The organism is Flavonifractor sp. An112, assembly GCF_002161085.1.
Lineage (GTDB): Bacteria > Bacillota > Clostridia > Oscillospirales > Oscillospiraceae > Flavonifractor > Flavonifractor avicola.
The window spans coordinates 238,365-261,190 of record NZ_NFLU01000003.1; the positions used below are offsets into that span (position 1 = coordinate 238,365).

The 22,826-nt window shown below is 58.5% G+C and carries 22 protein-coding genes; 11 read left to right on the top strand and 11 right to left on the bottom strand.

Annotated features, from left to right (window positions below; translation table 11 throughout):
* The first annotated feature begins 104 nt into the window (after window positions 1-104).
* The 7 genes from B5E56_RS04215 (at window position 105) to xylB (ending at window position 8,951) form a co-directional block, all read left to right on the top strand.
* Window positions 105-1,100, top strand: a complete 996-nt coding sequence (locus B5E56_RS04215) for a sugar phosphate isomerase/epimerase family protein (RefSeq protein WP_087188598.1) — start codon at window positions 105-107, stop codon at window positions 1,098-1,100.
* 20 nt (window positions 1,101-1,120) lie between these two features.
* Window positions 1,121-2,263 (top strand): Gfo/Idh/MocA family protein, encoded by a 1,143-nt coding sequence (locus B5E56_RS04220; protein ID WP_087388773.1) that lies wholly within the window; start codon window positions 1,121-1,123, stop codon window positions 2,261-2,263.
* Between the two features lie 64 nt (window positions 2,264-2,327).
* Window positions 2,328-3,419 (top strand): substrate-binding domain-containing protein, encoded by a 1,092-nt coding sequence (locus B5E56_RS04225; RefSeq protein WP_158098663.1) that lies wholly within the window; start codon window positions 2,328-2,330, stop codon window positions 3,417-3,419.
* A 76-nt stretch (window positions 3,420-3,495) separates the two neighbouring features.
* On the top strand, window positions 3,496-5,007 hold the full coding sequence (locus B5E56_RS04230; protein WP_087388775.1) for a sugar ABC transporter ATP-binding protein: 1,512 nt from the start codon (window positions 3,496-3,498) through the stop codon (window positions 5,005-5,007).
* A gap of 4 nt (window positions 5,008-5,011) precedes the next feature.
* Window positions 5,012-6,019, top strand: a complete 1,008-nt coding sequence (locus tag B5E56_RS04235; RefSeq protein ID WP_087388776.1) for an ABC transporter permease — start codon at window positions 5,012-5,014, stop codon at window positions 6,017-6,019.
* A 27-nt stretch (window positions 6,020-6,046) separates the two neighbouring features.
* Window positions 6,047-7,357: a xylose isomerase gene (gene xylA / locus B5E56_RS04240; RefSeq protein WP_087388777.1), complete on the top strand. Its 1,311-nt coding sequence runs from the start codon at window positions 6,047-6,049 to the stop codon at window positions 7,355-7,357.
* Window positions 7,358-7,424: 67 nt separating this feature from the next.
* Complete coding sequence (xylB, locus tag B5E56_RS04245) at window positions 7,425-8,951, top strand: xylulokinase (protein WP_087388778.1); 1,527 nt, start codon at window positions 7,425-7,427, stop codon at window positions 8,949-8,951.
* Window positions 8,952-9,213: 262 nt separating this feature from the next.
* Here the strand turns inward: xylB and B5E56_RS04250 are convergent, their stop codons facing one another.
* A complete protein-coding gene (locus B5E56_RS04250; RefSeq protein ID WP_087388779.1) occupies window positions 9,214-10,095 on the bottom strand; it encodes a LysR family transcriptional regulator in 882 nt (293 codons plus the stop codon).
* 315 nt (window positions 10,096-10,410) lie between these two features.
* On the opposite strand from B5E56_RS04250, the gene B5E56_RS04255 reads away from it, so the two are divergent.
* The 4 genes from B5E56_RS04255 (at window position 10,411) to B5E56_RS04270 (ending at window position 14,142) form a co-directional block, all read left to right on the top strand.
* Complete coding sequence (locus B5E56_RS04255) at window positions 10,411-11,349, top strand: glycyl-radical enzyme activating protein (protein ID WP_087388780.1); 939 nt, start codon at window positions 10,411-10,413, stop codon at window positions 11,347-11,349.
* Between the two features lie 74 nt (window positions 11,350-11,423).
* Entirely contained in the window at window positions 11,424-11,972 is a 549-nt protein-coding gene (locus tag B5E56_RS04260; RefSeq protein ID WP_087388781.1) for an iron-containing alcohol dehydrogenase, read from the top strand.
* Between the two features lie 5 nt (window positions 11,973-11,977).
* On the top strand, window positions 11,978-12,886 hold the full coding sequence (locus B5E56_RS04265; RefSeq protein WP_087388782.1) for an NAD(P)-dependent oxidoreductase: 909 nt from the start codon (window positions 11,978-11,980) through the stop codon (window positions 12,884-12,886).
* A 50-nt stretch (window positions 12,887-12,936) separates the two neighbouring features.
* Window positions 12,937-14,142, top strand: coding sequence for a MalY/PatB family protein (locus B5E56_RS04270; protein WP_087388783.1), 1,206 nt, complete (start codon window positions 12,937-12,939; stop codon window positions 14,140-14,142).
* Window positions 14,143-14,189: 47 nt separating this feature from the next.
* Here the strand turns inward: B5E56_RS04270 and B5E56_RS04275 are convergent, their stop codons facing one another.
* The 10 genes from B5E56_RS04275 to B5E56_RS04320 all read right to left on the bottom strand — a co-directional run bounded on the left by B5E56_RS04275 (window position 14,190) and on the right by B5E56_RS04320 (window position 22,569).
* Window positions 14,190-15,404, bottom strand: coding sequence for a MalY/PatB family protein (locus B5E56_RS04275; RefSeq protein ID WP_087388784.1), 1,215 nt, complete (start codon window positions 15,402-15,404; stop codon window positions 14,190-14,192).
* A gap of 213 nt (window positions 15,405-15,617) precedes the next feature.
* Window positions 15,618-16,121, bottom strand: coding sequence for a MarR family winged helix-turn-helix transcriptional regulator (locus tag B5E56_RS04280; RefSeq protein ID WP_087388785.1), 504 nt, complete (start codon window positions 16,119-16,121; stop codon window positions 15,618-15,620).
* Between the two features lie 244 nt (window positions 16,122-16,365).
* Window positions 16,366-16,770 (bottom strand): ATP synthase F1 subunit epsilon, encoded by a 405-nt coding sequence (gene atpC, locus B5E56_RS04285; RefSeq protein WP_087188614.1) that lies wholly within the window; start codon window positions 16,768-16,770, stop codon window positions 16,366-16,368.
* Window positions 16,771-18,171 (bottom strand): F0F1 ATP synthase subunit beta, encoded by a 1,401-nt coding sequence (gene atpD / locus B5E56_RS04290; RefSeq protein ID WP_087268044.1) that lies wholly within the window; start codon window positions 18,169-18,171, stop codon window positions 16,771-16,773.
* A 22-nt stretch (window positions 18,172-18,193) separates the two neighbouring features.
* Window positions 18,194-19,075, bottom strand: coding sequence for an ATP synthase F1 subunit gamma (gene atpG / locus B5E56_RS04295; RefSeq protein WP_087388786.1), 882 nt, complete (start codon window positions 19,073-19,075; stop codon window positions 18,194-18,196).
* The gene (gene atpA / locus B5E56_RS04300; RefSeq protein WP_087388787.1) at window positions 19,063-20,583 is read right to left on the bottom strand and encodes a F0F1 ATP synthase subunit alpha; all 1,521 of its coding nucleotides are present in this window, start codon (window positions 20,581-20,583) and stop codon (window positions 19,063-19,065) included. The genes atpG and atpA overlap by 13 nt, the downstream gene beginning before the upstream one ends.
* Entirely contained in the window at window positions 20,580-21,104 is a 525-nt protein-coding gene (gene atpH, locus B5E56_RS04305; RefSeq protein ID WP_087188618.1) for an ATP synthase F1 subunit delta, read from the bottom strand. Before atpH ends, atpA begins: the two co-directional genes overlap by 4 nt.
* Window positions 21,101-21,589 carry a F0F1 ATP synthase subunit B gene (gene atpF, locus B5E56_RS04310; protein ID WP_087388788.1) on the bottom strand — a complete coding sequence of 163 codons (489 nt, stop codon included), beginning with the start codon at window positions 21,587-21,589 and terminating at the stop codon, window positions 21,101-21,103. Before atpF ends, atpH begins: the two co-directional genes overlap by 4 nt.
* A gap of 14 nt (window positions 21,590-21,603) precedes the next feature.
* A complete protein-coding gene (gene atpE, locus B5E56_RS04315) occupies window positions 21,604-21,822 on the bottom strand; it encodes an ATP synthase F0 subunit C (protein ID WP_207752835.1) in 219 nt (72 codons plus the stop codon).
* Between the two features lie 45 nt (window positions 21,823-21,867).
* Complete coding sequence (locus tag B5E56_RS04320) at window positions 21,868-22,569, bottom strand: F0F1 ATP synthase subunit A (protein ID WP_191434088.1); 702 nt, start codon at window positions 22,567-22,569, stop codon at window positions 21,868-21,870.
* Window positions 22,570-22,826 lie beyond the last annotated feature (257 nt).

Here is a 22,826-nt window from a genome sequence, read left to right on the forward strand (position 1 = left end):
TTCATATTTGAGAGTGTAATCTAATGGCAAGAACTTTAGTAAATCTATTTTATAAAATAGATTTACTATAGCGTAACGGTGATAAGGAAAAGGAGGAACCAGCTATGGGCAAGCGACCTGTTACTCTGTGTACCTGTCAGTGGGCGGACCTGCCTCTGGACGAATTGTGTGCGCTGGCGGAGAAGATGGGCTATGATGGCCTGGAGATCGCCTGCTGGGGCAGCAATCTGGATCTGGACCGGGCCCTGGAAGACGAGAGCTACATCCCCTGGGTGCAGGAGACCCTGAAGAAGCACAACCTGATCTGCAAGGCCCTGGCTACCCACATCATCGGCCAGTGTGTGGGCGACGCGCCCGATCCCCGGCTGAATAACTTTGCGCCCGCCGCTCTGGCCGATCAGCCCGACGCCATCCGCCAGTGGGGCATCGATACCATGAAGAAGGCCGCCGTGGTGGCCAACAAGATGGGTATCAAGATCATCACCGGCTTTACCGGCTCCCCCATCTGGCGCTACCTCTACTCCTTCCCCCAGACCACCGAGGAGATGATCGAGGACGGCTACAACAAGATCGTGGAGCTGTGGACCCCCATCCTCAACGAGTTCAAGAAGAACGATGTGAAGTTTGCGCTGGAGGTCCATCCCGGCGAGATCGCTTTTGACTACTACTCCACCAAGCGCCTGCTGGAGAAGTTCTCCGACCGGCTGGAGTTCGGCATCAACTTCGATCCCAGCCATTTGATCTGGCAGGGCATCAAGCCCCACCTGTTCCTCTCCGACTTCCGTGACCGCATCTACCACGTTCACATGAAGGACGCCGCCGTCACTCTGGACGGCCGCAGCGGTTTGCTGGGCTCCCACATTGATTTCGGCGACCTGCGCCGGGGCTGGAACTTCCGCTCCCTGGGCCACGGCGACGTGAACTTCGAGGAGATTATCCGGGTGCTCAACGACATGGGCTACGACGGTCCCCTGTCGGTGGAGTGGGAGGACAGCGGTATGGACCGCATCGACGGCGCCACCGAGGCCGCCGCCTTTGTCCGCAAGGTGGACTTCAAGAAGTCTGATATCAAGTTTGACGACGCCATCTCCAATGGCTGAGGAAAGGCAGGTCTGAAAGCATGGCAAAAGAACTGAGATACGGCATGGTGGGCGGCAGCGTGTACGCCTTCATCGGCGAAGTGCATCGCAAGGCCATCGCCTTTGATCCCCGGGCGGAGCTGGTGTGCGGCTGCTTCTCCAACATCCCGTCGGAGAACGAGGATACTGCCAAGGCCTACGGCATCGATCCCGGCCGGATGTATGCCGACTACAAGGAGATGGCCAAGGCGGAGGCCGCCCGGGAGGACGGCATCGACTTCGTCTCCATCTGCACCCCCAACTTCCTCCACTATGAGATCGCCAAGGAGTTCCTGCTGGCGGGCATCAACGTGGTGTGTGAGAAGCCCCTGTGCTTCGAGGTGGCTCAGGCGGAGGAGCTGGAGGCCCTGGCCAAGGAGAAGGATCTGCTCTTTGCCGTGACCTATACCTATCCCGGCTACACCATGAGCCGGGTTATGAAGGACATGATCGCCGCCGGCAAGATCGGCAAGATCGCCGCCGTCAACGCCGAGTATGTGCAGGACTGGCTCATCAACGAGCTGGAGCCCCAGGAGGGAGCCAAGGAGAACCTGTCCGTCTGGCGGAAGGACCCCAAATTCTCCGGCATTTCCAACTGCGTGGGCGACATCGGCACCCACATCGAGGCCTATGTGAACTACGTCACCGGTCTGAAGATCAAGCGCCTGGCCGCCACCACCAATAAGTACGGCCACGCTCTGGACCTGAACGCCAACATCCTGGTGGAGTACGACAACGGCGTCAACGGCGCCTACTGGTGCTCCCAGATCGCTGCCGGCCACTACAACGGCCTGGTGGTCCGGGTCTTCGGCGACCAGGGTGCTCTGGAGTGGCGTCAGGAGCAGCCCGACTATCTGTATTACACCCCCAAGGGTCAGGCCATGCAGGTACTTACCCGGGGCGGCAACGGCATCGACCAGCCCGCCGGCGGCTACAGCCGTCTGCCTGTGGGCCATCCCGAGGGCCTGTATGTGGCCTTCGCCAACATCTATCGGGACTATGTCACCGCGCTCATTGAGAAGAAGGCGGGCCGGCCCTATGACACCAGCTCCATTACCATGGTGGACGCCGGCGTGGACGGCGTGAAGTTTGTCCACGCGGTGGTGGAGAGCGCCGAGAAGGACTCCGCTTGGGTGGAGCTGTAACCAACATATGGCATTTTTTGCAGTAGAAGCTGCGGAAAATAAATTGACAAGGAGGACAATGAACATGAAAAAGTATCTTGCGCTCATTCTTGCCATCGTCATGTCCCTGAGCCTGGTCGCCTGCGGCGGCGGAGGCGGCGGCACCGAGAGCCCCAGCGGCGGCGGTGAGACCCAGAGCGGCGGCCAGACCGCTTCCGGCGGCGACATCTACGTCCTGGTTCCCAACGCCGACCACGGCTGGACCGGCGCTGTGCTGACCTACGCGCAGCAGAAGGCTGAGGAAGTCAACGCCGAGGGCAACTACAATGTGATCGTGCAGGCCGCTACCGACGCCAAGAACCAGCAGGAGCAGATCGACGACCTTCTGGCCGCTGCAACTCCTCCCGCCGGCATCGTGATCCTGCCCTATGACAACACCATGGAATCCTCCATGAACAACATCGCCGCCACCGACATCCCCTTCATCATGGTGGACCGCATCATTGACAACCCCGTGGTGCAGGAGAAGGTAGTTGCCAACGTGAAGGGCGATAACGAGGGTATCGGCAAGGCCACTGCCGAGCGCTTCATCGCTGACGGCCTGCAGCCCGGCGACAAGCTGTACGTCATGATCGGCGACACCTCCTCCGTGCCCGAGATGCGCAACAAGGGCTTCACTGAGACTCTGGCTGCCAACGGCTGGACCGAGGAACAGCTGGCCACCATCGAGTACTCCGCCGCCACCGGCTGGAGCCGTTCCACCGGCAAGCAGCTGTTCATCGACTGGATCAACAGCAAGACCGTTGAGGAGCTGGGCGAGTATCACTACATCTTCACCCACGACGACGAGATCGGCATGGGCATCCTGGAAGCTCTGAGCGGCACCGAGATCGAGCAGGCCAAGAAGGACGCTTTCCTGGAGGCCATCAACTCCATCGGCTCCTCCTCCGGCCTGGGCGAGATGTATGAGGTTCTGTCCGGCACCCACGCCAACACCGCCTATCCCGACATCGTGGCCAACTTCGACCTGTTCTCCGTCACCTATCCTCCCAAGATGATCCAGAACGCCGTGGATGACATGATCAGCCATCTCAACGGCGAGACCGTGGAAAAGGATCATACCATCACCGTCGACGTAGTCGATTCCACCAACGTGGCCGATTACGAGGGCTTCTAAACCAGACCGAGCGGCGGTCCCCGCGGGCGCTGTGCCGCCTGTGGGGACCGCCGTTCCTTAAAGAGGGTGCCTGACCATGAAAATATTACAGATGACCGATATTACCAAACGCTTCTTCGGCGTCACCGTGCTGGACAAGGTCAGCTTTGACGTGGAGGAGGGGGAGGTACACGCACTGCTGGGCGAAAACGGCGCCGGCAAGTCCACCCTGATGAACATCCTGGGCGGCGTCCACCAGCGGGACGGAGGCACCGTGGAGTTCTGCGGGAAGCAGATGGATTCCATCACAGTCAAATCGGCGGACGAGGCAGGGATCGCCTTCGTCCACCAGGAACTGAACGTCATCAACGACCTGACCGTCTACGAGAATCTGTTTTTGAACAAGGAGATCCTGGGCAAGTTCCGTCACCTGAATAAAAGAGAGATGATCCGCCAGTCCCAGGAACTGTTCAACCGGCTGGGCGTGGACATCAACCCCACCGATATGGTGGGCAGCCTGGACACCAGCCGCAAGCAGCTGCTGGAGATCGCCAAGGCACTCCACGCCGAGGCCAAGCTGTTTATCCTGGATGAGCCTACCACGGCTCTGAACACCGAGGAGATCGAACATCTCTTCGGCATCGTGCGCCGGCTGAGAGGGGAGGGGAAGTCCTTTATCTTCATCTCCCACAAGATGCCGGAAATTTTTGAGATCGCCGACCGCTATACCATCCTGCGCAATGGCTCTTTCATCTCCTCAGGCCGCATCGCCGACATCACGCCGGAGGAAGTGACCCGGCAGATGGTGGGTGAGGGCTATGTAAACCAGGAGGTTTATGAGGCCCGCAAGCTGGGTGAGCCCATCCTGGAGCTGGAAGGACTGACCGGCAAGGGCTTCCACGACGTGACCCTGTCCGTCCACAAAGGCGAAGTGCTGGGCTTTACCGGCCTGAAAGGCGCCGGCAGCAGCGAATTGATGCAGGCTGTCTTTGGGGCCATTCCCTTTACTGCCGGCAAGCTGAAGGTATGGGGCAAACCGGTAGCCTCCGGTACCATCCATAAGGCCATGAAGGACAAGGTGGCCATGCTGGCCGCCAATCGGAAGGAAAACTCCGTCATTCCTGATATGACGCTTCTAGAGAATACATATTGCGCTGAGCACACCCTCAGCGGCCGTCATCCCCATATCCATGTGAAGCGGGAGGTGGCCAAGTACAACAAGCTCAAGCAGATGCTCAACATCAAGGCGGAGAGCCATGAGGACCTGATCGTCAGCCTCTCCGGCGGTAACCAACAGAAGGTGATCCTGGCCCGGTGGCTCAACACCGAGGCGGAGATCCTGCTGCTGGACAATCCCACCCAGGGCATCGATGTGGGCGCCAAGACCGAGATCTACAAGCTGATCCAGGAACTGGCCAAGGCGGGCAAAACCGTCATCGTCAATACCCTGGAGATCCCGGAGATCCAAAAGGTGGCCGACCGCTGCGTGGTGTTCTACCACGGCGGCGTGCAAGCCGTGCTGGAGCGCAGCGAGATCACTGAGGAGCGGGTCATGCTCCTGGCTACCAACGCATCCGCCATCCGTGCGGAGCAGGGACAAGAGGTGTGAGACCATGAAAGAGAAGAACAAAGCGGCCGCTCTGGTCAAAAGTATCTGGCACAAATATAACTTCATCCTGATCTTCCTGGCCATCCTGGTGGTATTCCTTATCATCAACCACGGCGCCACCACCATGACCACCCTGATGAATATTCCCCGTCACTCCACGGTCATCGGCATCATTGCCCTGGGTATGGGCCTGATCATCCTGACCGGCGACATCGATCTGTCGGTGGGCTCCCAGCTGGCGCTGGTGGGCGGTCTTACCGTCATGGTGTTCAATAACACCAACAACATCGCCCTTTCCTTTCTGTTCGCCGTCTTTATGGGCGTGATCCTGGGCCTCATCAACGGCGTGCTCATCGGCCTTGTGAAAATGCCCGCCTTCATCGTCACCCTGGCCACCATGCTGATGTACCGCTCCATCGCCCAGACCGTGATGAACAGCAACAACTGGACCATCTATCAGCTGGACGCCGGTCTGTCCCAGTGGCAGCCTCTGTGGGTCATCGGCAATCAGTCGGTGTTCCAGATCCCCATTCTGGTGCTCATCCTGGTGGTGGTAGTGGCCATTATGACCTACCTGTCCACCAGCACCAAGTTTGGCAAGCGGGTATACGCTCTGGGCAGTAACGAGCGGGCCGCTCAGCTCTCCGGTATCAATGTAAGCATGACCCGGGTGCTGGTCTTTGTCATCGCCGGCGTGCTGATGGGCATCGCATCCTTCCTCTATGTGGCTAACGTGGGCTCCGTGGACCCGGCCACCAGCGGCAAGAACTATGAGCTGTACTCCATCGCCGGCGTGGTCATCGGCGGCATCAGCATGAGCGGCGGCAGAGGCCGTATCCTGGGCGTGGTGTTTGGTTCCATGTCCTTTACCATCATCGATAAAATCATCACCGCTCTGGGCCTCAACCCGCTGATCAACGACACCATCAAGGGCGCCATCCTGCTGCTGGCCATCGCTGTGCAGATGCTGCCCGCCATCACTCAGAAACTGCGCAAGGCGCGCACAGCATAATCAAAATGGAAAAGGGAGGGTATCGCTATGAAAACCTACGAGGAGATCGACAAAATTGTCTATGAGGGGCCGGACAGCAACGAGCCCTTTGCCTTCAAATACTACAACCCGGACGAGGTGCTGGCGGGCAAGCCCATGCGGGAGCACCTGAAGTTCGCCATGAGCTACTGGCATACCATCTGTGCCGAGGGTGTGGATATGTTCGGCAGCGGCACCATGGATAAGAGTTTCGGCCAGAGCGATCCTATGGCCAAGTTCCGGGCCAAAGCAGACTTTGCCTTCGGACTGATGGATAAGCTGGACCTGGATTACTACTGCTTCCACGATGTAGACATTGCCCCCGAGGGCGCCACTGTGAAGGAGAGCATCGAGAACTTCAAGGTCATGGTGGGCTACCTGAAGCAGCTCCAGGAGAAGCACCATAAAAAGTGCCTGTGGGTCACTGCCAACAACTTCGGCGACAAGAAATTCATGGCGGGCGCCGCCACCTCCTGCTGTGCCGATGTGTATGCCGTGGCCGCCGCCAAGGTGAAGGCCTGCATGGATGCCGCCATCGAGCTGGGAGCCACCGGCTATGTGTTCTGGGGTGGCCGTGAAGGCTATGAGACCCTGCTGAACACCGACATGGGGCTGGAGCTGGATAATCTGGCCCGCTTCCTCACCATGGCCCGGGACTATGGCCGTGCCCACGGTTTTACGGGCGACTTCTACATCGAGCCCAAGCCCAAGGAGCCCACCAAGCATCAGTACGACTTCGATGTGGCTACCTGCATGAACTTCCTGCGGAAGTACGGCCTCACCGGCGACTTCAAGATGAACATTGAAGCCAACCACGCCACCCTGGCGGGCCACACCTTCCAGCATGAGCTGCGCACCGCCATTGTCAACGACTCCTTTGGCTCCATCGACGCCAACCAGGGCGACCTGTTCCTGGGCTGGGATACCGACCAGTTCCCCACCGACGTGTACAACACCACTTACTGCATGATGGAAGTGCTGAAAGCCGGCGGCTTCACCAACGGCGGCCTGAACTTCGACGCCAAGACCCGTCGTCCCTCCAACACTCTGGAGGACATCCTGCTGGCCTACATCGCCGGTATGGACTCCTTCGCCTTGGGCCTGCGGAAGGCCCTGGCCCTCCAGGCCGACGGCCGACTGGACCAGTTTGTGGCCGACCGGTACGCCAGCTACCGCAGCGGCGTGGGCAGGACCATCGTGGATGGTACCGCCACCCTGGAATCCCTGTCCGACTATGCCATGGGCCTGGAGAAGATCGATGTGCCCAGCGGCCGGCAGGAGTATCTGGAGACCATTGTCAACAACGTAATGTTCCGCTGAGCGCTTGTGCGCGGAGGGGCGCGCCATACTCGGCACGCCCCTTTTGTTTTTGGAAAGGAGAAGGGCTATGGCATATCTGATGGGCGTGGACCTGGGTACCTCCGGTACCAAGACCGCCCTGTTTGATGAGACAGGCCGTACGGTGGCCTCCTGCACCGCCACCTATCCGCTGGACCAACCCCATAACGGCTGGGCGGAGCAGGACCCGGAAGCCTGGTGGCAGGCTGCCTGCGAGACCATCCGGGGTGTACTGGACCAGAGCGGTGTCTCACCCAGCGAAGTAAAAGGCGTGGGCCTGTCCGGCCAGATGCACGGTCTGGTCATGCTGGACGGGGAGGGGAGGGTGTTGCGCCCCTCCATCCTGTGGTGCGACGGCCGCACCGGCCGGGAGTGCCAAGAGATCACGGAACTGATAGGGAAGGAGCGGCTCATCCAGCTCACCGCCAACCCGGCCCTCACCGGCTTTACCGCCGGTAAGATCCTGTGGGTGCGCCGCCATGAGCCGGAGCTGTACGCCAAGTGCCGTCACATCTTGCTGCCCAAGGACTACCTGCGCTATAAGCTGACGGGAGAGTTTGCTACCGAGGTATCCGACGCCTCCGGCATGAACCTGCTGGACGTGGCACACCGCTGCTGGAGCCGGGAGGTGCTGGACAAGCTGGATATCGACCCGGCCCTGCTGGGTAAGCTGTATGAATCTGTTGATCTGACCGGCACGGTGACGGCGGCTGCCTCTGCTGCTACCGGCCTGGCGCCCGGCACACCGGTGGCGGGCGGCGCGGGAGACAACGCCGCGGCCGCGGTGGGCACCGGCGTGGTGCGGTCGGGGCGCGCCTTTGTCACGCTGGGCACCTCCGGCGTGGTATTTGCCCACGCCGATCAGGTGAGCATCGACCCCGGCGGACGGGTCCATACCTTCTGCGCCGCCGTGCCCGGGGCGTGGACAGTCATGAGCTGTACCCTGGCCGCCGGTCTGTCCCTCCAGTGGTTCCGCAACCAGTTCTGCGCCGAGGAGCGGCGGCAGGCGGAGGCAGAGGGGGTGGACCCCTACGACATCATGACCCGGGAGGCCTCCCAGTCCCCCATTGGGGCCAACCGGCTGCTCTACCTGCCCTATCTGATGGGTGAGCGGTCCCCATTGCTGGACGAGAAGGCCAGAGGCGCTTTTATCGGCCTGTCCGCCATGCACGGCCGGGGAGATTTGATCCGAGCGGTGATGGAGGGCGTGTCCTACTCCCAGCGCCAGTGTCTGGACATTTTAAGGGAGATGGGAGTGGCCCCCGACCACATCATGGCCTGCGGCGGCGGCGGACGCAGTTCCTTCTGGCGGCAGATGCTGGCTGATGTGCTGGGCTGCACCGTCCAGACCGCTAAAGCGGCCCAGGAGGGTCCCGCCCTAGGTGCTGCCATCCTGGCAGGTGTGTGCGCCGGGGTGTATCCCGACGTGCCCGCTGCCTGCGACGCCATCGTTCATCCCGATCAGTCCTGCGCCCCCAACAGCGGGGACAGCGCCCGGTATGAGCCCTTCTACCGGCTGTATACGGAACTCTATCCCGCCCTCAGAGACAGCTTCTCACAGCTGTACGACCTGTAACGAACGCGGCGCTGCCCACCGGCAGCGCCGCGTTTTTGCGGACGGGACTATTTTTTGGAGCGCCGCTTCAGGAACACGGCCAAGATGACCCCGGCTCGGTGGGCATTATCTTGACCGTGCCGCTGGTTTCCCTGTTTGCCTCCCTGCTGCTGGGGAAGAAAAAGAAGCGGGCTGGATAAGCGGACAAATCAAAAAAGAAAAAACCACTGGAAATTCACTAGAATTTCCAGTGGTTTTTTCTATGTAGAAGATGATTGAGACCTTAAGGAGTGAGCGGAGCAAAGGACTCTTTTGCCAGTTTGATAAATGCTTTTCCGATGGGGGAGATATTATCCCAGGCGGTGTAAGCGATGCCGATATCCCGGTAGGGGGCCTCTGTAAGATCCCGGACTTCAAATTCAAAGTTCAGGTAGTCCCGATAGGACATCTCCGGCAGGATGGTCACACCAAGTCCCCGGGAAACCATGGAGATGGTGATGTCATCGTCACTGATGCAATATTTAACGTTCAGGTTGAGGTTGTAGTTCTTAATCAGTTCACCTACCTGATGCCGCGGTCCTTCTCCCGGCATGATAAAAGACTCCGGTTCCAGATCTTTCAGGGAAAGACGTTCCTTTTCTGCCAACGGGTGGCCTGGAGGCAGGATGGCGGCCAGCTTTTCCCGATAGAGATTCACAAAGGGAAATGGGGTTTGGGAAGAGACGGAGAGAAAACCGAACTCCACGGTGCCGCTGGCCAAAAGCCGTTCCACGTCGCTGTAGTTGCCATGGAGCAGCTGAATTTGAATATTGGGGCAGCGGTCATTGAAGCGCTTGACCATATCCGGAAAGGTATGGATGGCCAGGCTGGGGATGGAGGCAATGCAGAGCTTACCGGCGCCTACACCCAGGTAGAAGGAGGCCCATTGATCCAGCGTGGTCTGACTGTTTACGATCTTGATGATAAACGGCATAGCTTCCTGGCCTGCGCTGGTCAATCTGGTTTTTCGTCCTTCCCGAGTCAGCAGGCGAAAGCCCAGGGCCTGCTCCAGACTATAGATACAGTGGGAGACAGCAGACTGGGTATGGCCCAGTTCTGCAGCGGCACGGGAGAAACTTTCGCACTCAACGACCTTTAAAAATACCTTGTATTTGTCGGTTTCCACAGCTTGCGCCTCCTGACGTGCTCATACGGTAAAGTATGAAAATCTTTGATGGGAACTATCGGAAATATTCGCTAGATTTTGGGCAAACTCTGTGCTAATATTTGTGACAAAGAAACAAAGGTTTTGCGACTTGATTGTTAAGATGATTGTTAATAAGCCTGTCTATTTAATAATAAGACAAAAAGAAAAACGTGTCAATATTTATTGAAGATTTGAGAAAAAAGAAATATTTGGCGGTTTCAAATACGGAAAAAATAACAGCGTAAAATGACTTTTTTGAGGCGAGGCAAATAAGAGAGAAAAGGGGGGCTGCGCATGAAAACCGGAAGGATTTTTAACATTCAGAAGTGCTCCATTCGTGATGGACGAGGGATGCGTACATCGGTCTTTTTCAAGGGCTGCGGCCTGCACTGCCTCTGGTGTGCCAACCCGGAAGGAATTTCCTTTGAACCGGAAATCACGCTGAATCCTCAGAACTGCATCGCCTGCAACGGGTGTATGCGAAATTGCCCCACGGGTGCTTCCCGGCTGGATGAGAATGGGGCGCCGGTATACCAGCGGGACCAGTGCACCAGCTGCGGACGGTGCGCGGACCTGTGTCCTACCGAAGCCAGAAAGCTGAACGGCCAGGACTATACGGTGGAGCAGCTGTTCAAACGGATCTATCAGGATCGGTTTTACTTTCAGCATTCCGGCGGCGGCGTGACCTTTACCGGCGGAGAGGCGCTGATGCAGCCGGAGTTCCTGCTGGCGATCAGCAAAAAGTGCAGGGAATATGGCGTCAACGTGGCCATTGAGACCTGTGGCTGCGGCGACTATGAGAAATTTGCCCCCTGCCTGGATTACATCGATTTTATCTACTTTGATCTGAAGCATATGGACAGTGAGCAGCACCTGAAATGGACGGGTCAGCGCAACGAGCGTATTCTGGAAAATCTCCGCCGGATCAGCCAACACGGCAATGAGATCATCGTCCGTACACCGGTGATTCCGGGTATCAACGATTCAGAAGAGAATATCCGGGAGACCGCCCGGTTCATCCTGCCCCTGGCGTCGGTCCAGAAGTATGAGCTGCTGGCTTACCATAAACTGGGCGTCAACAAATACAAATTGCTGGGCAAGCCCTATCTGCTGGAGGAGATTCAGGAGCCGACGGCAGAGCATATGTTCCATCTGGTGGACGTGGCCAACGAGGTGCTGGCTCCGGCAGGGAAGAAATGCTTTTATAACCTGAACAACGACTACGATGAGTAAGTCTGGCAATGGGATAGCTGGATCGCTCCGGTGATCCTTCAAGATAAAACTGCTTTTCAAAGGAGGAATCTGTCATGGCATCTGAACGAGTGGAATTTTTAAAGGCGCGTCTGCGCAACACAAATCCGTCCATTTCGGTGGAACGGGCCAGACTGGTGACCCAGTTCTACCGTATTCCCTCCATCGAATCTCCCATTATGCTGGCCGGCTATGCCTTTACTTCGGCCAGCCTGGGTATCTCCCGCTGCATGGCCCACCCTCTGGGTGCTATGTATCATGTGCCCCACGGTGTGGGCAACGCCATCTGCCTGCCGATGGTGATGGAGTTCAATATGGGCGCCTGGCCTGAGCGCTACGCGGACATTGCCACCTTCTTCGGTGAGGATGTGTCTGGCCTGTCCGTGCTGGACGGGGCCCGCAAAGGCGTGGAGTGTGTCTACCGCCTGGTGGAGGACCTGCCCATTCAGCCTCTGGAGCATTGGGGGGTCACTCTCCAGTCTCTGGATCAGCTGGCCGATGAGGCCATGAAGGGCGGCGACCGGCCTAATAATGCCCGTATGACCACCAAAGAGGACTTTATCCGCCTGTATACCAAGGCCCTTACCCTGAAGAAGCAGGGGTGAGAACCATGGCCAACAAGTTTCGCAAACTGGTGGCGGTGGAACCCATCCGGTTTGACCGGCAGGCGGTGCAGAAGCTTTCTCAGGTGGCGGACGAGGTGATCTGTTACCAGGACAGCCCGGCCAGTCAGGAGGAAATACTTCGCCGGATCGGCGATGCGGATGGGGTGCTGGTCTTTTACACCAGCACCATCGGGGCCTGGGTCATGGAACGCTGCCCCAACCTGCGCTACATCGGAATGTGCTGCAGTTTGTACACACCAGAGAGCGCCAATGTGGATATTCAGGCGGCCCATGCCAGAGGCATCACGGTTACAGGGATACGTCGCTATGGGGATCAGGGCGTACCGGAATTTATCATCAGCGAGCTGGTTCGCCTGTTCCACGGATTTGGCGGCGTGCAGTTCCGGCCGGAGCCCATGGAGCTTGCCGGGGCGCGGGTAGGCGTGATCGGCATGGGCGATGTGGGAAGCCTGGTAGCGGATGCCCTGCGCTTCTTCCACGCAGATGTCTGCTACTTCAGCCGTACCCGAAAACCGGAGGCAGAGGCCAGAGGAATCTGCTATCTTCCGCTGCCTGACTTGCTGGAACGCTGTGACGTGGTGACCACCCACCTGCATAAGCACACGGTGCTGATGGATGAGCAGGCGCTGGCCAGACTGGGCAACGGCAAGGTGCTGATCAATACCACCTTTACACTGCCCTATCCGCTGGAGGCGTTGGAGCATTGGCTAAAGCAGCCGGGGAACTTCTACATCGGAGATACCGCCGGCGCCATAGGCGGAGTGGACGGCCCCATTTTCTCCCTGCCAAATGTGATCTGCCCCGACCGGATCGCCGGCGAGTCGGTGCAGTCCGGGCAGCTGCTGCGGGAAAAAGTACTTGATAACCTGAGACGCTATCTGGAAGAAACTTGACGGTCCAGATTCAAACCAGCTCGATTGAGATTGAAAGGTGTATCTGACCCATGAAATATAATTTTGATGAGATCATTGACCGGCGGAATACCAACGCCATGAATCTGGAAGGGTTCCGGGAGTATATTTTCCACGCCGATCAAAGCCTGAAGTTCCCCTTCCCGGACGACCAGTTTATCCGGATGTGGATCGCCGACATGGAGTTTGCTACCCCCCAGGTCATTATTGACGCCGTCAAAGATCGCCTGGACAAGCGGATCTTCGGCTATACCAAGGTGTTTGACCCGGAATATTATGAGGCCTTTGCGGGGTGGACCCAAAAGATGTACGGTTGGTCCTGCAAAAAGGAGCATCTGTTTACCGCCGCCGGTGTGGTCCCGGCTCTGTATGAGCTGGCGGAGTATGTCTGCAAGCCGGGGGAGAAGATTCTCACCCTTACCCCGGCCTACAGCTATTTCAAGCACGCGGCGGACTATCACGGCATTGAACTGGTGTGCAGCAACCTGATCAATCGGGATAACTACTACACCATAGATTTTGAGGATCTGGAGGCCAAGGCGGCAGACCCTGCGGTGAAGCTCCTCTTCTTCTGTAATCCCCACAATCCCTCCGGCCGCATCTGGACGGAGGAGGAGCTGAGACGGGTGGCGGAGATCTGCTTTGACCACGGCGTGCTCATCGTCTCCGATGAGATCCACTGCGATCTGATCCGCACAGGGCTGAAGCACACGCCGCTGGCCAAGCTGTATCCCGACAGTGATCAGATTATCACCTGTATGGCCCCCAGCAAGACCTTCAATATGGCGGGCTTTATGCTGGCCAACATCGTTATTCCCAATCTGAAGGTGATGAAAGTCTGGAAGGAGCGGCACTACGACTGGCAGAATCCTCTGAGTGTGGAGGCGGTCAAGGCAGCTTATCAGTACGGCGAGGACTGGCTGACCCAGCTGAAGCTCTATCTGGATGAGAACTTCCGGTTTGTGGGCCAATACCTGGCCCAGAATCTGCCGCTAGCCAAGTACCGGATCTCCGAGGCCACCTATCTGGGCTGGGTGGATGTGTCGGCCTATGTGTCGCCCGACGAGGATCTGCCCATGTTGTTTGCCCGGGAGGCAGGTGTGCTGCTGGAAGGCGGCGATATGTTTGTGACCAATTCCGACGGCTTTATTCGCCTGAATCTGGCCTGTCCCAAATCTATACTGGAGGAAGGACTGCGCAGGATCTGTAAACTGCTGGCTGAGCGGGCCGCGGCATAAGAAACCATCCGGGCCGGTGGGGGTATCCCACTGGCCCGGATGGTTTTTCAGGGCAGAAATACATAGTGTGCCAGTCGGTCGAAGGCCTCCTGAACGCGGGAGAAGGGAAGAGCCAGATTCATGCGGATATGACAGGGGCCATGAAACATCCGGCCATCCTGAAGCGCCACCCCCACATCCCAACAGGCGTGGAGCACATCGTCAAGGGTTTTTCCGTGGGCCTCGCACCACTGGGAGCAGTCGATGAAGAGCATATGGGTGCCCTCCGGCATGGTAATGTCCAGACCGGGGAAGCGATCGTGAATGAAGGACACTGCGTAATGCATATTTTGCGAGAGCACCTGGCACAGCTCATCCACCCAGGCGTAGCCCTCGGGCTGATAGGCCCCGATCAATCCGTGCATGGACAGTACGTTCATCTCGTTATAGTGGGAGAGGGAGGACTCTTTCAGAACGCGGTCATGGAGCCAGGGATCGTAGATGATGTGGTAGCCCCCCACCAGACCGGCCAGATTGAAGGTTTTGGAGGGGGCGTAAAAGGCGGCGGTGTGGAGCCGGGCATAGTCGTTGACGGACTGGGTGGGGATATGTCTGTGTCCGTCCAGCAGCAGGTCGGACCAGATCTCGTCGGCAATGACATAGACATGATGCTTTTCAAAGATGGCCATGGCACGTTCCAGCTCCCAGCGCTCCCACACCCGGCCGCAGGGGTTGTGGGGACTGCACAGGATCATGGCGTGAATTTGGTTCTCTATAATTTTGCGCTCCATATCCTCAAAGTCCATGCGCCATACCCTGTTTTCATCTTTCACCAGGTGAGAGTGGACAATATGGTAGCCGTTGTTCTCCAGGCACATGGTAAAGCCGATGTAGGTGGGGGCGTGGACCAGCACATGATCCCCTTTGGAGCACAGTACGTTCAGAGCACTGATGACCCCGCCCAGTACACCGTTTTCGTAGCCGATGTGCTCTGCCTTCAGCCCGGAAACCCCATTGCGGCGCTGGTGCCACTGGATGATCTCATCAAAGTAGGCCTGTCTGGGTACAAAGTAGCCGAAGGCGGGGTGTTTGACCCGCTCCATCAGGGCATTTACAATGGAGGGACAGGCGGGAAAATTCATGTCCGCGATCCACATGGGAATGGCGTCGAAGCCTTCCTTGGGCAGCGAAGGCTCCATGCCGTAGTAATCATCCCCGATGCAGTCCACCGCGCTTGCGTCCAGGTTATGCCGGTCCATAATGGATGTAAAGTCATATGTCATGGAGAGACACCTTCCCTATATATTATAAAGCTGCTTAATGTTTAAGTCCATTATAAACCAATGCTGGTAATATTCAATGGGGCATCCATATTTTTATGACATAATAAAAGGGGACCGGATCATTATTTGATCCGGTCCCGTCCTATTGCAGCTATAAAGGCCCCGCTGCCATGCAGCAGGGAGTATTTGGAACATGGCGATCAAGGAAAGAGGTCAATCCTCCTCTTTCCGGTAGACAAAGAAATTTTCCCGACTGCGCTGAATATCACCCTGGTATGCCTCATTCAGCTTCTTCTGGACGGCAATGTGATGTTCCAGTTCCTCTTCTGTAAAATCAGACAGCAGGTCAAAGGTAATCTTCTGGCTGGTGCGGTTGAACTTCTGATGGGCTTTGCTGAGCTCCTCTCCCTCGGCGGTGAGGAACAGGTTGTAAAGCCGCTTGTTGGCGGAATTGCGCCGCTGTTCCACCAGGCCCTTGTCGCACAGCTTGCGTACGCTCTGGGAGCAGGCGCTGGTGGTCTTTTTCAGAATATTGGAAAGATCCGTGACCGTAATGCCGGGATAGGCGGCAATCAGACTGATGATGTCGCCCTCCGCCTGAAAAAGGATGTAGTTGCCGTAGTGGTGGGGAAGGGAATCATATTCCTCCATCAAGGCATAGGCCTTGTCCTGCTCTGCCCAGAGCTGCTTCAGCAATCTGTTCCTTCTTTTTTCCATAAAATACAGCCTCTCTCTCTATCTTGATATGGAGCGGCATCGCGCAAGCAATCTGAAGTAACAATATGGGATAAAATGATTTGATACGAAGGATTTCTTCTATAGTCCCATTTTATATAAAGTTTACCCAATGTGCAATATGCAAGATTGTTAAAAAAGAATAGAACAGGGAAAAGAGATGACAAAAATCCTGTAACCTTATGGGTTACAGGATTTTTGTCAAAGCAAAATAGAGAGGGGTATCTCAGCGTCTGGTTTTCAGGCGGGCCATGGCCCGGGCCAGGGCGGCTTTGGAATGGTAATACTCGTGGACGCTCTGCTTCTGGCGTAGGCGCTCCTCGGCACGCAGCTTGGCGGCCTCGGCCCGCTTCCGGTCGATCTCCTCGGGATGTTCGGCGAAACCCACCAGCAGGATCACATAGTCCGGCTTGATCTCGGCAAAGCCGGCTCCCACCGCGGCAGGCTCCCACTTGTTCTCCACCTTGTAGCGCAGCTCCCCCGGCTCCACGGCGGTGACCACCGGTTCGTGGCCGGGGTAGATGCCCATCTGGCCGTCCACAGCGGGAAGAACCAGGGCTTCGGCGGGGCCGATGTAGAACTGGCGCTCGGGGGTAATGATCTCCAGGGTAAAGGTACCGGTTTGGGCCATTTATACCGCCCCCATCTTCTTGGCCTTGGCAATGACCTCGTCCACGTTGCCCACGTTGCTGAAGGCGGCTTCGGGGTATTTGTCCAGCTCGCCGCCCAGGATGGTCTCAAAGGAGCGGAGGGTGTCCTCCAGCTTTACATAACGGCCCTCCAGGCCGGTGAACTGCTCGGCCACAGAGAAGGGCTGGGAGAAGAACTGCTGGATGCGGCGGGCCCGCTCCACGGTGCGCCGGTCGTCCTCGCTCAGCTCCTCCATGCCCAGGATGGCGATGATGTCCTGAAGCTCCCGGTAGCGCTGGAGCAGCTCCTGGGTGCCGCGGGCGATCTTATAGTGCCGCTGACCCACCACGTCGGGCTCCAGAATACGGGAGGTGGACTCCAGGGGGTCCACCGCGGGGTAGATGCCCTGCTCCACGATCTTACGGGAGAGAACGGTGGTGGCGTCCAGGTGGGCAAAGGTGGTGGCAGGGGCGGGGTCGGTCAGGTCGTCGGCGGGGACGTAGACGGCCTGCACCGAGGTGATGGAACCGTCCTTGGTGGAGGTGATGCGCTCCTGGAGAGCGCCCATCTCGTTGGCCAGGGTGGGCTGGTAGCCCACGGCGGAGGGCATCCGGCCCATCAGGGCGGACACCTCGGAGCCGGCCTGAACGTAACGGAAAATGTTGTCGATGAAGAGCAGCACATTCTGCTTCTCCTGATCCCGGAAGTACTCGGCCATGGTCAGGCCGGTAAGGGCCACCCGCATACGGGCTCCGGGGGGCTCGTTCATCTGGCCGAAGACCAGGGCAGTCTTTTCAATGACGCCGGACTCAGTCATCTCCCGCCACAGGTCGTTGCCCTCACGGGTACGCTCGCCCACGCCGGTAAAGATGGAGTAGCCGCCGTGCTCGGTGGCAATGTTGTGGATCAGCTCCTGAATGAGCACGGTCTTACCCACGCCGGCGCCACCGAACAGACCGATCTTGCCGCCCTTGGCGTAGGGGGCCAGCAGATCGATGACTTTGATGCCGGTCTCAAAAATGTCCACCACGGGACGCTGGTTTTCAAAGGCGGGGGGCTGGCGATGGATGGACCATTTTTCCTTGGCCTTCACCGGCCCCTTCTCATCAATGGCGTCACCCAGGACGTTGAACATCCGGCCCAGCACGCCTTCGCCCACGGGGATGGAGATGGGAGCGCCGGTAGCGATGACCTCCATGCCGCGGCCCAGGCCCTCGCTGGGGGAGAGCATGATGCAGCGGACGGTGTCGCCGCCCATATGCTGCGCCACTTCCATGACCTGGCGCTGACCGTTCAGCTGGACCTCCAGGGCCTCCTTGATCTCGGGCAGGCTGCCCTGGTCAAAGGCAACGTCCACAACAGGTCCCATGACCTGTACAATGGTTCCCTTGTTTTCCTTCATATCGTAATCTCCCTTGGACTTTTTACAGTGCGGCCTGGGCGCCGCCCACCACCTCGGTGATCTCCTGGGTGATGGCGGCCTGGCGGGCCCGGTTATAAGACAGATTCAAATTTTGCAGCATGGCCCGGGCATTGTCGCTGGAGGACTTCATGGCTGTCATACGGGCGTTCTGCTCCGAGCAGTAGGATTCCACCAGAGCGCCGAAGATGTCGCCCTTCACATAGCCGGGCACAAGGCGGTCCATAACCGCCTTGACGGAGGGGACGTATACCACGTCCCGATTGTAGGTGTCCCGGTTTTTCTCATAGTCGGGAAAGACGTCTGGGTCCAGAGGCAGCAGCTTGTGGACGGTGGGCTCCATGCGGAAGGTATTTACCATACGGGTGAAGAGGATATAGACCTCGTCCAGCTGTTCCTCCAGATAGAGGTCGATCATCAGCTCGGCCATATCCCGGGCCCGGCCCATGTTGGGGTCCTGGGCGGTATAGAGAAACTCCACATCGATGGGGATGCCGTGTTCCTGAAAGTAGGAGCGGCCCACCTGACCCACCACGAAGAGACTGGTATGGGGATGCTGGCTCATCTTCTGCTCGGCCAGCTTCAGAATGTTGTGGTTGTAGGCGCCTGCCAGGCCCTTGTCGCCGGTGATGACGATATAGCCGATCTTGCGGTCCTCCGGCTGGACGTCGGGGCGCTTGTCAAAAAAGACGTGGCTGATCTCAGGGGAGTGGTGGAGAATGTCGGAGATGGTGGTCTCGATCTTCTGAAAGTAGGGCTCCACATCGGTGAGCTGTTTCCGGGCCTTCTGAAGATTGGAGGAGGAGATGAGATACATGGCGTTGGTGATCTTCAGGGTCTGCTCCACGCTTTTGATGTGGGTGCGGATCTCTTTTATGCTTGCCATGTGGCGCTCACCCGTTTCTTGGCGTTGTCCAGCACCGAGCGGATGGTCTCAATGGCCGGGCCGCTCAGGTTGCCGGTGGACTGGATCTCGTCCACCACGCCGGCGTGTTCCTGCTCCATCTCCTGGGCAAAGTCCAGCACGAAGGAGCGTACCTTGTCCAGAGGCACGTCGTCCAGCAGTCCGTTGGTGGCGGTATAGAGGATAATGGCCTGACGGCTTACCGACATGGGGTTGTACAGAGGCTGCTTCAGCAGCTCCAGCAGGCGGCGGCCGTGGTCCAGAGCCTGCTGGGTGGCGGGGTCCAGATCGGAGGCAAACTGAGTAAAGACCTCCAGCTCACGGAACCGGGCCAGGTCGATACGCAGGGTACCGGCGGTCTTTTTGATGGCCCGGGTCTGGGCGGAGCCGCCTACACGGGATACCGACAGGCCTACGTTGACGGCGGGCCGCTGGCCGGCAAAGAACAGGTCGCTCTCCAGATAGATCTGGCCGTCGGTGATGGAAATGACATTGGTGGGGATATAGGCCGACACATCACCGGCCTGGGTCTCGATGATAGGCAGGGCAGTCATAGAGCCGCCGCCGTATTCCTTGGTAAGGCGGCAGGCCCGCTCCAGTAGCCGGGAGTGGAGGTAGAACACGTCGCCGGGATAGGCCTCACGGCCGGGGGACCGCTTGAGCAGCAGGGAGAGGGTACGGTAGGCCACCGCGTGCTTGCTCAGATCGTCGTAGACGATGAGCACGTCCTTGCCTTTGCTCATGAAGTACTCGCCCATGGCCGCGCCGGAATAGGGGGCGATGTACTGGAGGGGGGCGGACTCACTGGCGGTGGAGGAGACGATGATGGAGTAGTCCATGGCGCCGTGCTTCTTCAGGGTATCCTGAATACGGGCCACGGTGGAGGCCTTCTGGCCGATGGCCACATAGATGCAGATCACATCCTGACCCTTCTGGTTCAGAATGGTGTCCACGGCGATGGCGGTCTTGCCGGTCTGCCGGTCGCCGATGATGAGCTCACGCTGGCCCCGGCCGATGGGTACCATGGCGTCGATGGCCAGGATACCGGTCTGAAGGGGAACGTTCACCGGCTCACGGCTGACCACGCCGCTGGCCTCATGCTCAATGGGGCGGGTTTCGGTGGCCTCAATGGGGCCCAGACCGTCGATGGGCTGGCCCAGCACGTCCACGACGCGGCCGATCAGGCCGTCGCCCACGGGCACGTCGGCAGGGTGGCCGGTGCGGCGTACCACGGTGCCCTCCCGGACACCGGCGTCGCTGCCCAGCAGTACCACGCCCACGCTGTCCCGGGCCAGGTTCATGACCATGCCATTTACGCCGGTGTCCAGCTCTACCAGTTCGCCGTATACCGCCTTGTCCAGGCCGTAGACGGTGGCAATGCCGTCGCCTACTTCCAGCACGGTGCCGGTCTCATCCCGCCGTACGCGGGTATCATACCCTTGAATCTCCTCCCGCAGGATGGAGACGATTTCTTCGGGATTGGTTTTCATGCCATTCGCCTCTCTTCCAGTTGCCGGCTCAGACCGGCCAGCGCGCCCCGGACGCTCTTGTCATAGGTTACGCCCTCCAGCTCCAGCGTGAATCCGCCCAGCAGAGACGGATCCATGCGGATCTCAAAGACCACATCAGCCTTGTGGTGGAGCCGGCACAGGGCCTGTTTCAGCTTTTCCTGCTCCGCTTCATCGGGGACACGGACGCAGGTCAGGCGGCAGCGGACCGCCCCCCGCTGAGCCAGGGCCTTGTCATGGAAGGCTTCCAGAATGTCGGGCAGCAGAGTCATACGGCCCTTTTCCGCCAGCAGGCGGTAAAAACGCATCAGCAGACCGTGGCCGTCCAGAATGGGCAGCCGGTCCAGAACACGCTCCTTTTCCCAGGCCTGGACGGCGGGGGAGCACAGGGCCTCCCACAGAGGGGCGTCCGCCATCATGGCCTGAGCGGTGGCTTGCAGGGTCTCCTCGTCGGGGGAGACGGCATAAAGCGCCTCTGCATAGCGGCGGGCCAACTCATTCATGCCTGCTCACCCACTTCCGACAGGAATGTATCCACAAAGGCCTTGTCGTCGTCGCTGTCCATAGACCGCTGGGCCACTTTGGCAGCGGCCAGCAGGGCCAGGGAGGCCACCTCGTTCCGGGCGCCCCGCAGCATGGCGTCCCGCTGCTCGGCGATCTGGGCCTCAGCCTCGCTGCGCAGACGCTTGGCGTCGGTCTCCGCTTCGGCCATCTTGCCCTCATAGACCCGCTGGGCCCGGTTCTGGGCGTCGGCCACGATCTTGGCGGCCTCATGCCGGGCGTCGGTCAGCTTGCCCTCGTACTGGGCCTTCAGCGCTTCGGCCTGACGGTTATTTTCCTCCGCGGAGGAGATCTCGCCCTTCACCAGAGCGGCCCGCTGTTCCAGCACGGCGTTGACCCGGCCGAAGAGGAACTTCTTCAGCAGGAAGAAGAGCACCAGCAGGTTGATAATGGTGAAGAGAATGGTGGAAAGATGGAACTCCAGCATTGGGGGCGCCCCCTTTAACCGACGAAGATGATGAGCAGAGCGGTGATGAAGCCGAAGATGGCGGTACCTTCTGCCAGGGCGCAGCCCAGCAGCAGAGCGCTGTTGATCTTGCCGGAGGCCTCGGGCTGACGGGCAATGGCCTCGCTGGCCTTGCCGGTGGCGAAGCCGATGCCGATACCGGCGCCGATGCCGGTGAAGACTGCGATTGCGGCAGCAATGATAGCCATAGACATGATAATTTCCTCCTGTAAATCAAATGTTTCTTGGATGAATGTGCCTTACTCTTCCTCTTTAATGCCCTCGCCGGTGAACAGTGTGGTCAGGAACACAAAGACGACCATTTGGATCAACCCGTCAAACAGGTCGAAGTAGATGCTGAATACCGCCGGCAGAAATACCGGGACCACAAATTTGAGCATCTCCATGATGATGAATGCGCCCAATACATTGCCGAACAGACGCATACACAGCGCCAGGGGCCGGATGATGACCTCCATCAGATTGATGGGGAGCAGCAGCGGCATGGGCGCGGCGAACTTCTTCAGTCCGCCCAGCAGACCGTTGTACCGGAACTGGGAGCCATAGATGAGCAGCATACTCATCAGGGCCAGGGCGGTGGTCACGCTGATGTCCTTCGTAGGCGGCGTCAGACCAAAGATGCCAATAATATTGGCAAAACCGATATACAGCGCCACCGTGCCCAGATAGGGGGCAAAGGGCCGCCAGTGACTGCCGATGTTGGTCTTGACGAAGCCGTTGAGGAACTGCACCGCGCTCTCCAGGGCGATCTGGACCTTGCCGGGATTGCGTACGCTCAGGTTCCGGGTCAGCAGCAGCGCCGCAATGACCAGTACAGCCATGACGATCCAGGTCACCACCACCGACTCCGCCACCGGAATGCCTCCGAACAGCGGGATGGTGAAAGCGGTGTGGTTTCCCAACTCCTCCACCAGGGATTCCTTGAATGCATCCAAACACATCACCTCGTTTTCGCAGGCCTTATCTTACTACCTGGTCCAAATTTCTGTAACCCTTTTGAAAGTAAAAAAAGTAATGAAAATACACGGAAAATAAGCTTTTAATGAGAGTTACCAAAAGGAAAGCGCAAAAGAATGGAAAAAGATGCTATGGTTCCACAGCAGGCGCTGTCAGGGCTTATCCGCATCATTTGCGCTTTGGCGCAAAAGTATGCCTGGGACGGCTGCCGGCTTTTGTTTGACAGGCTTCGCGGTTTTTC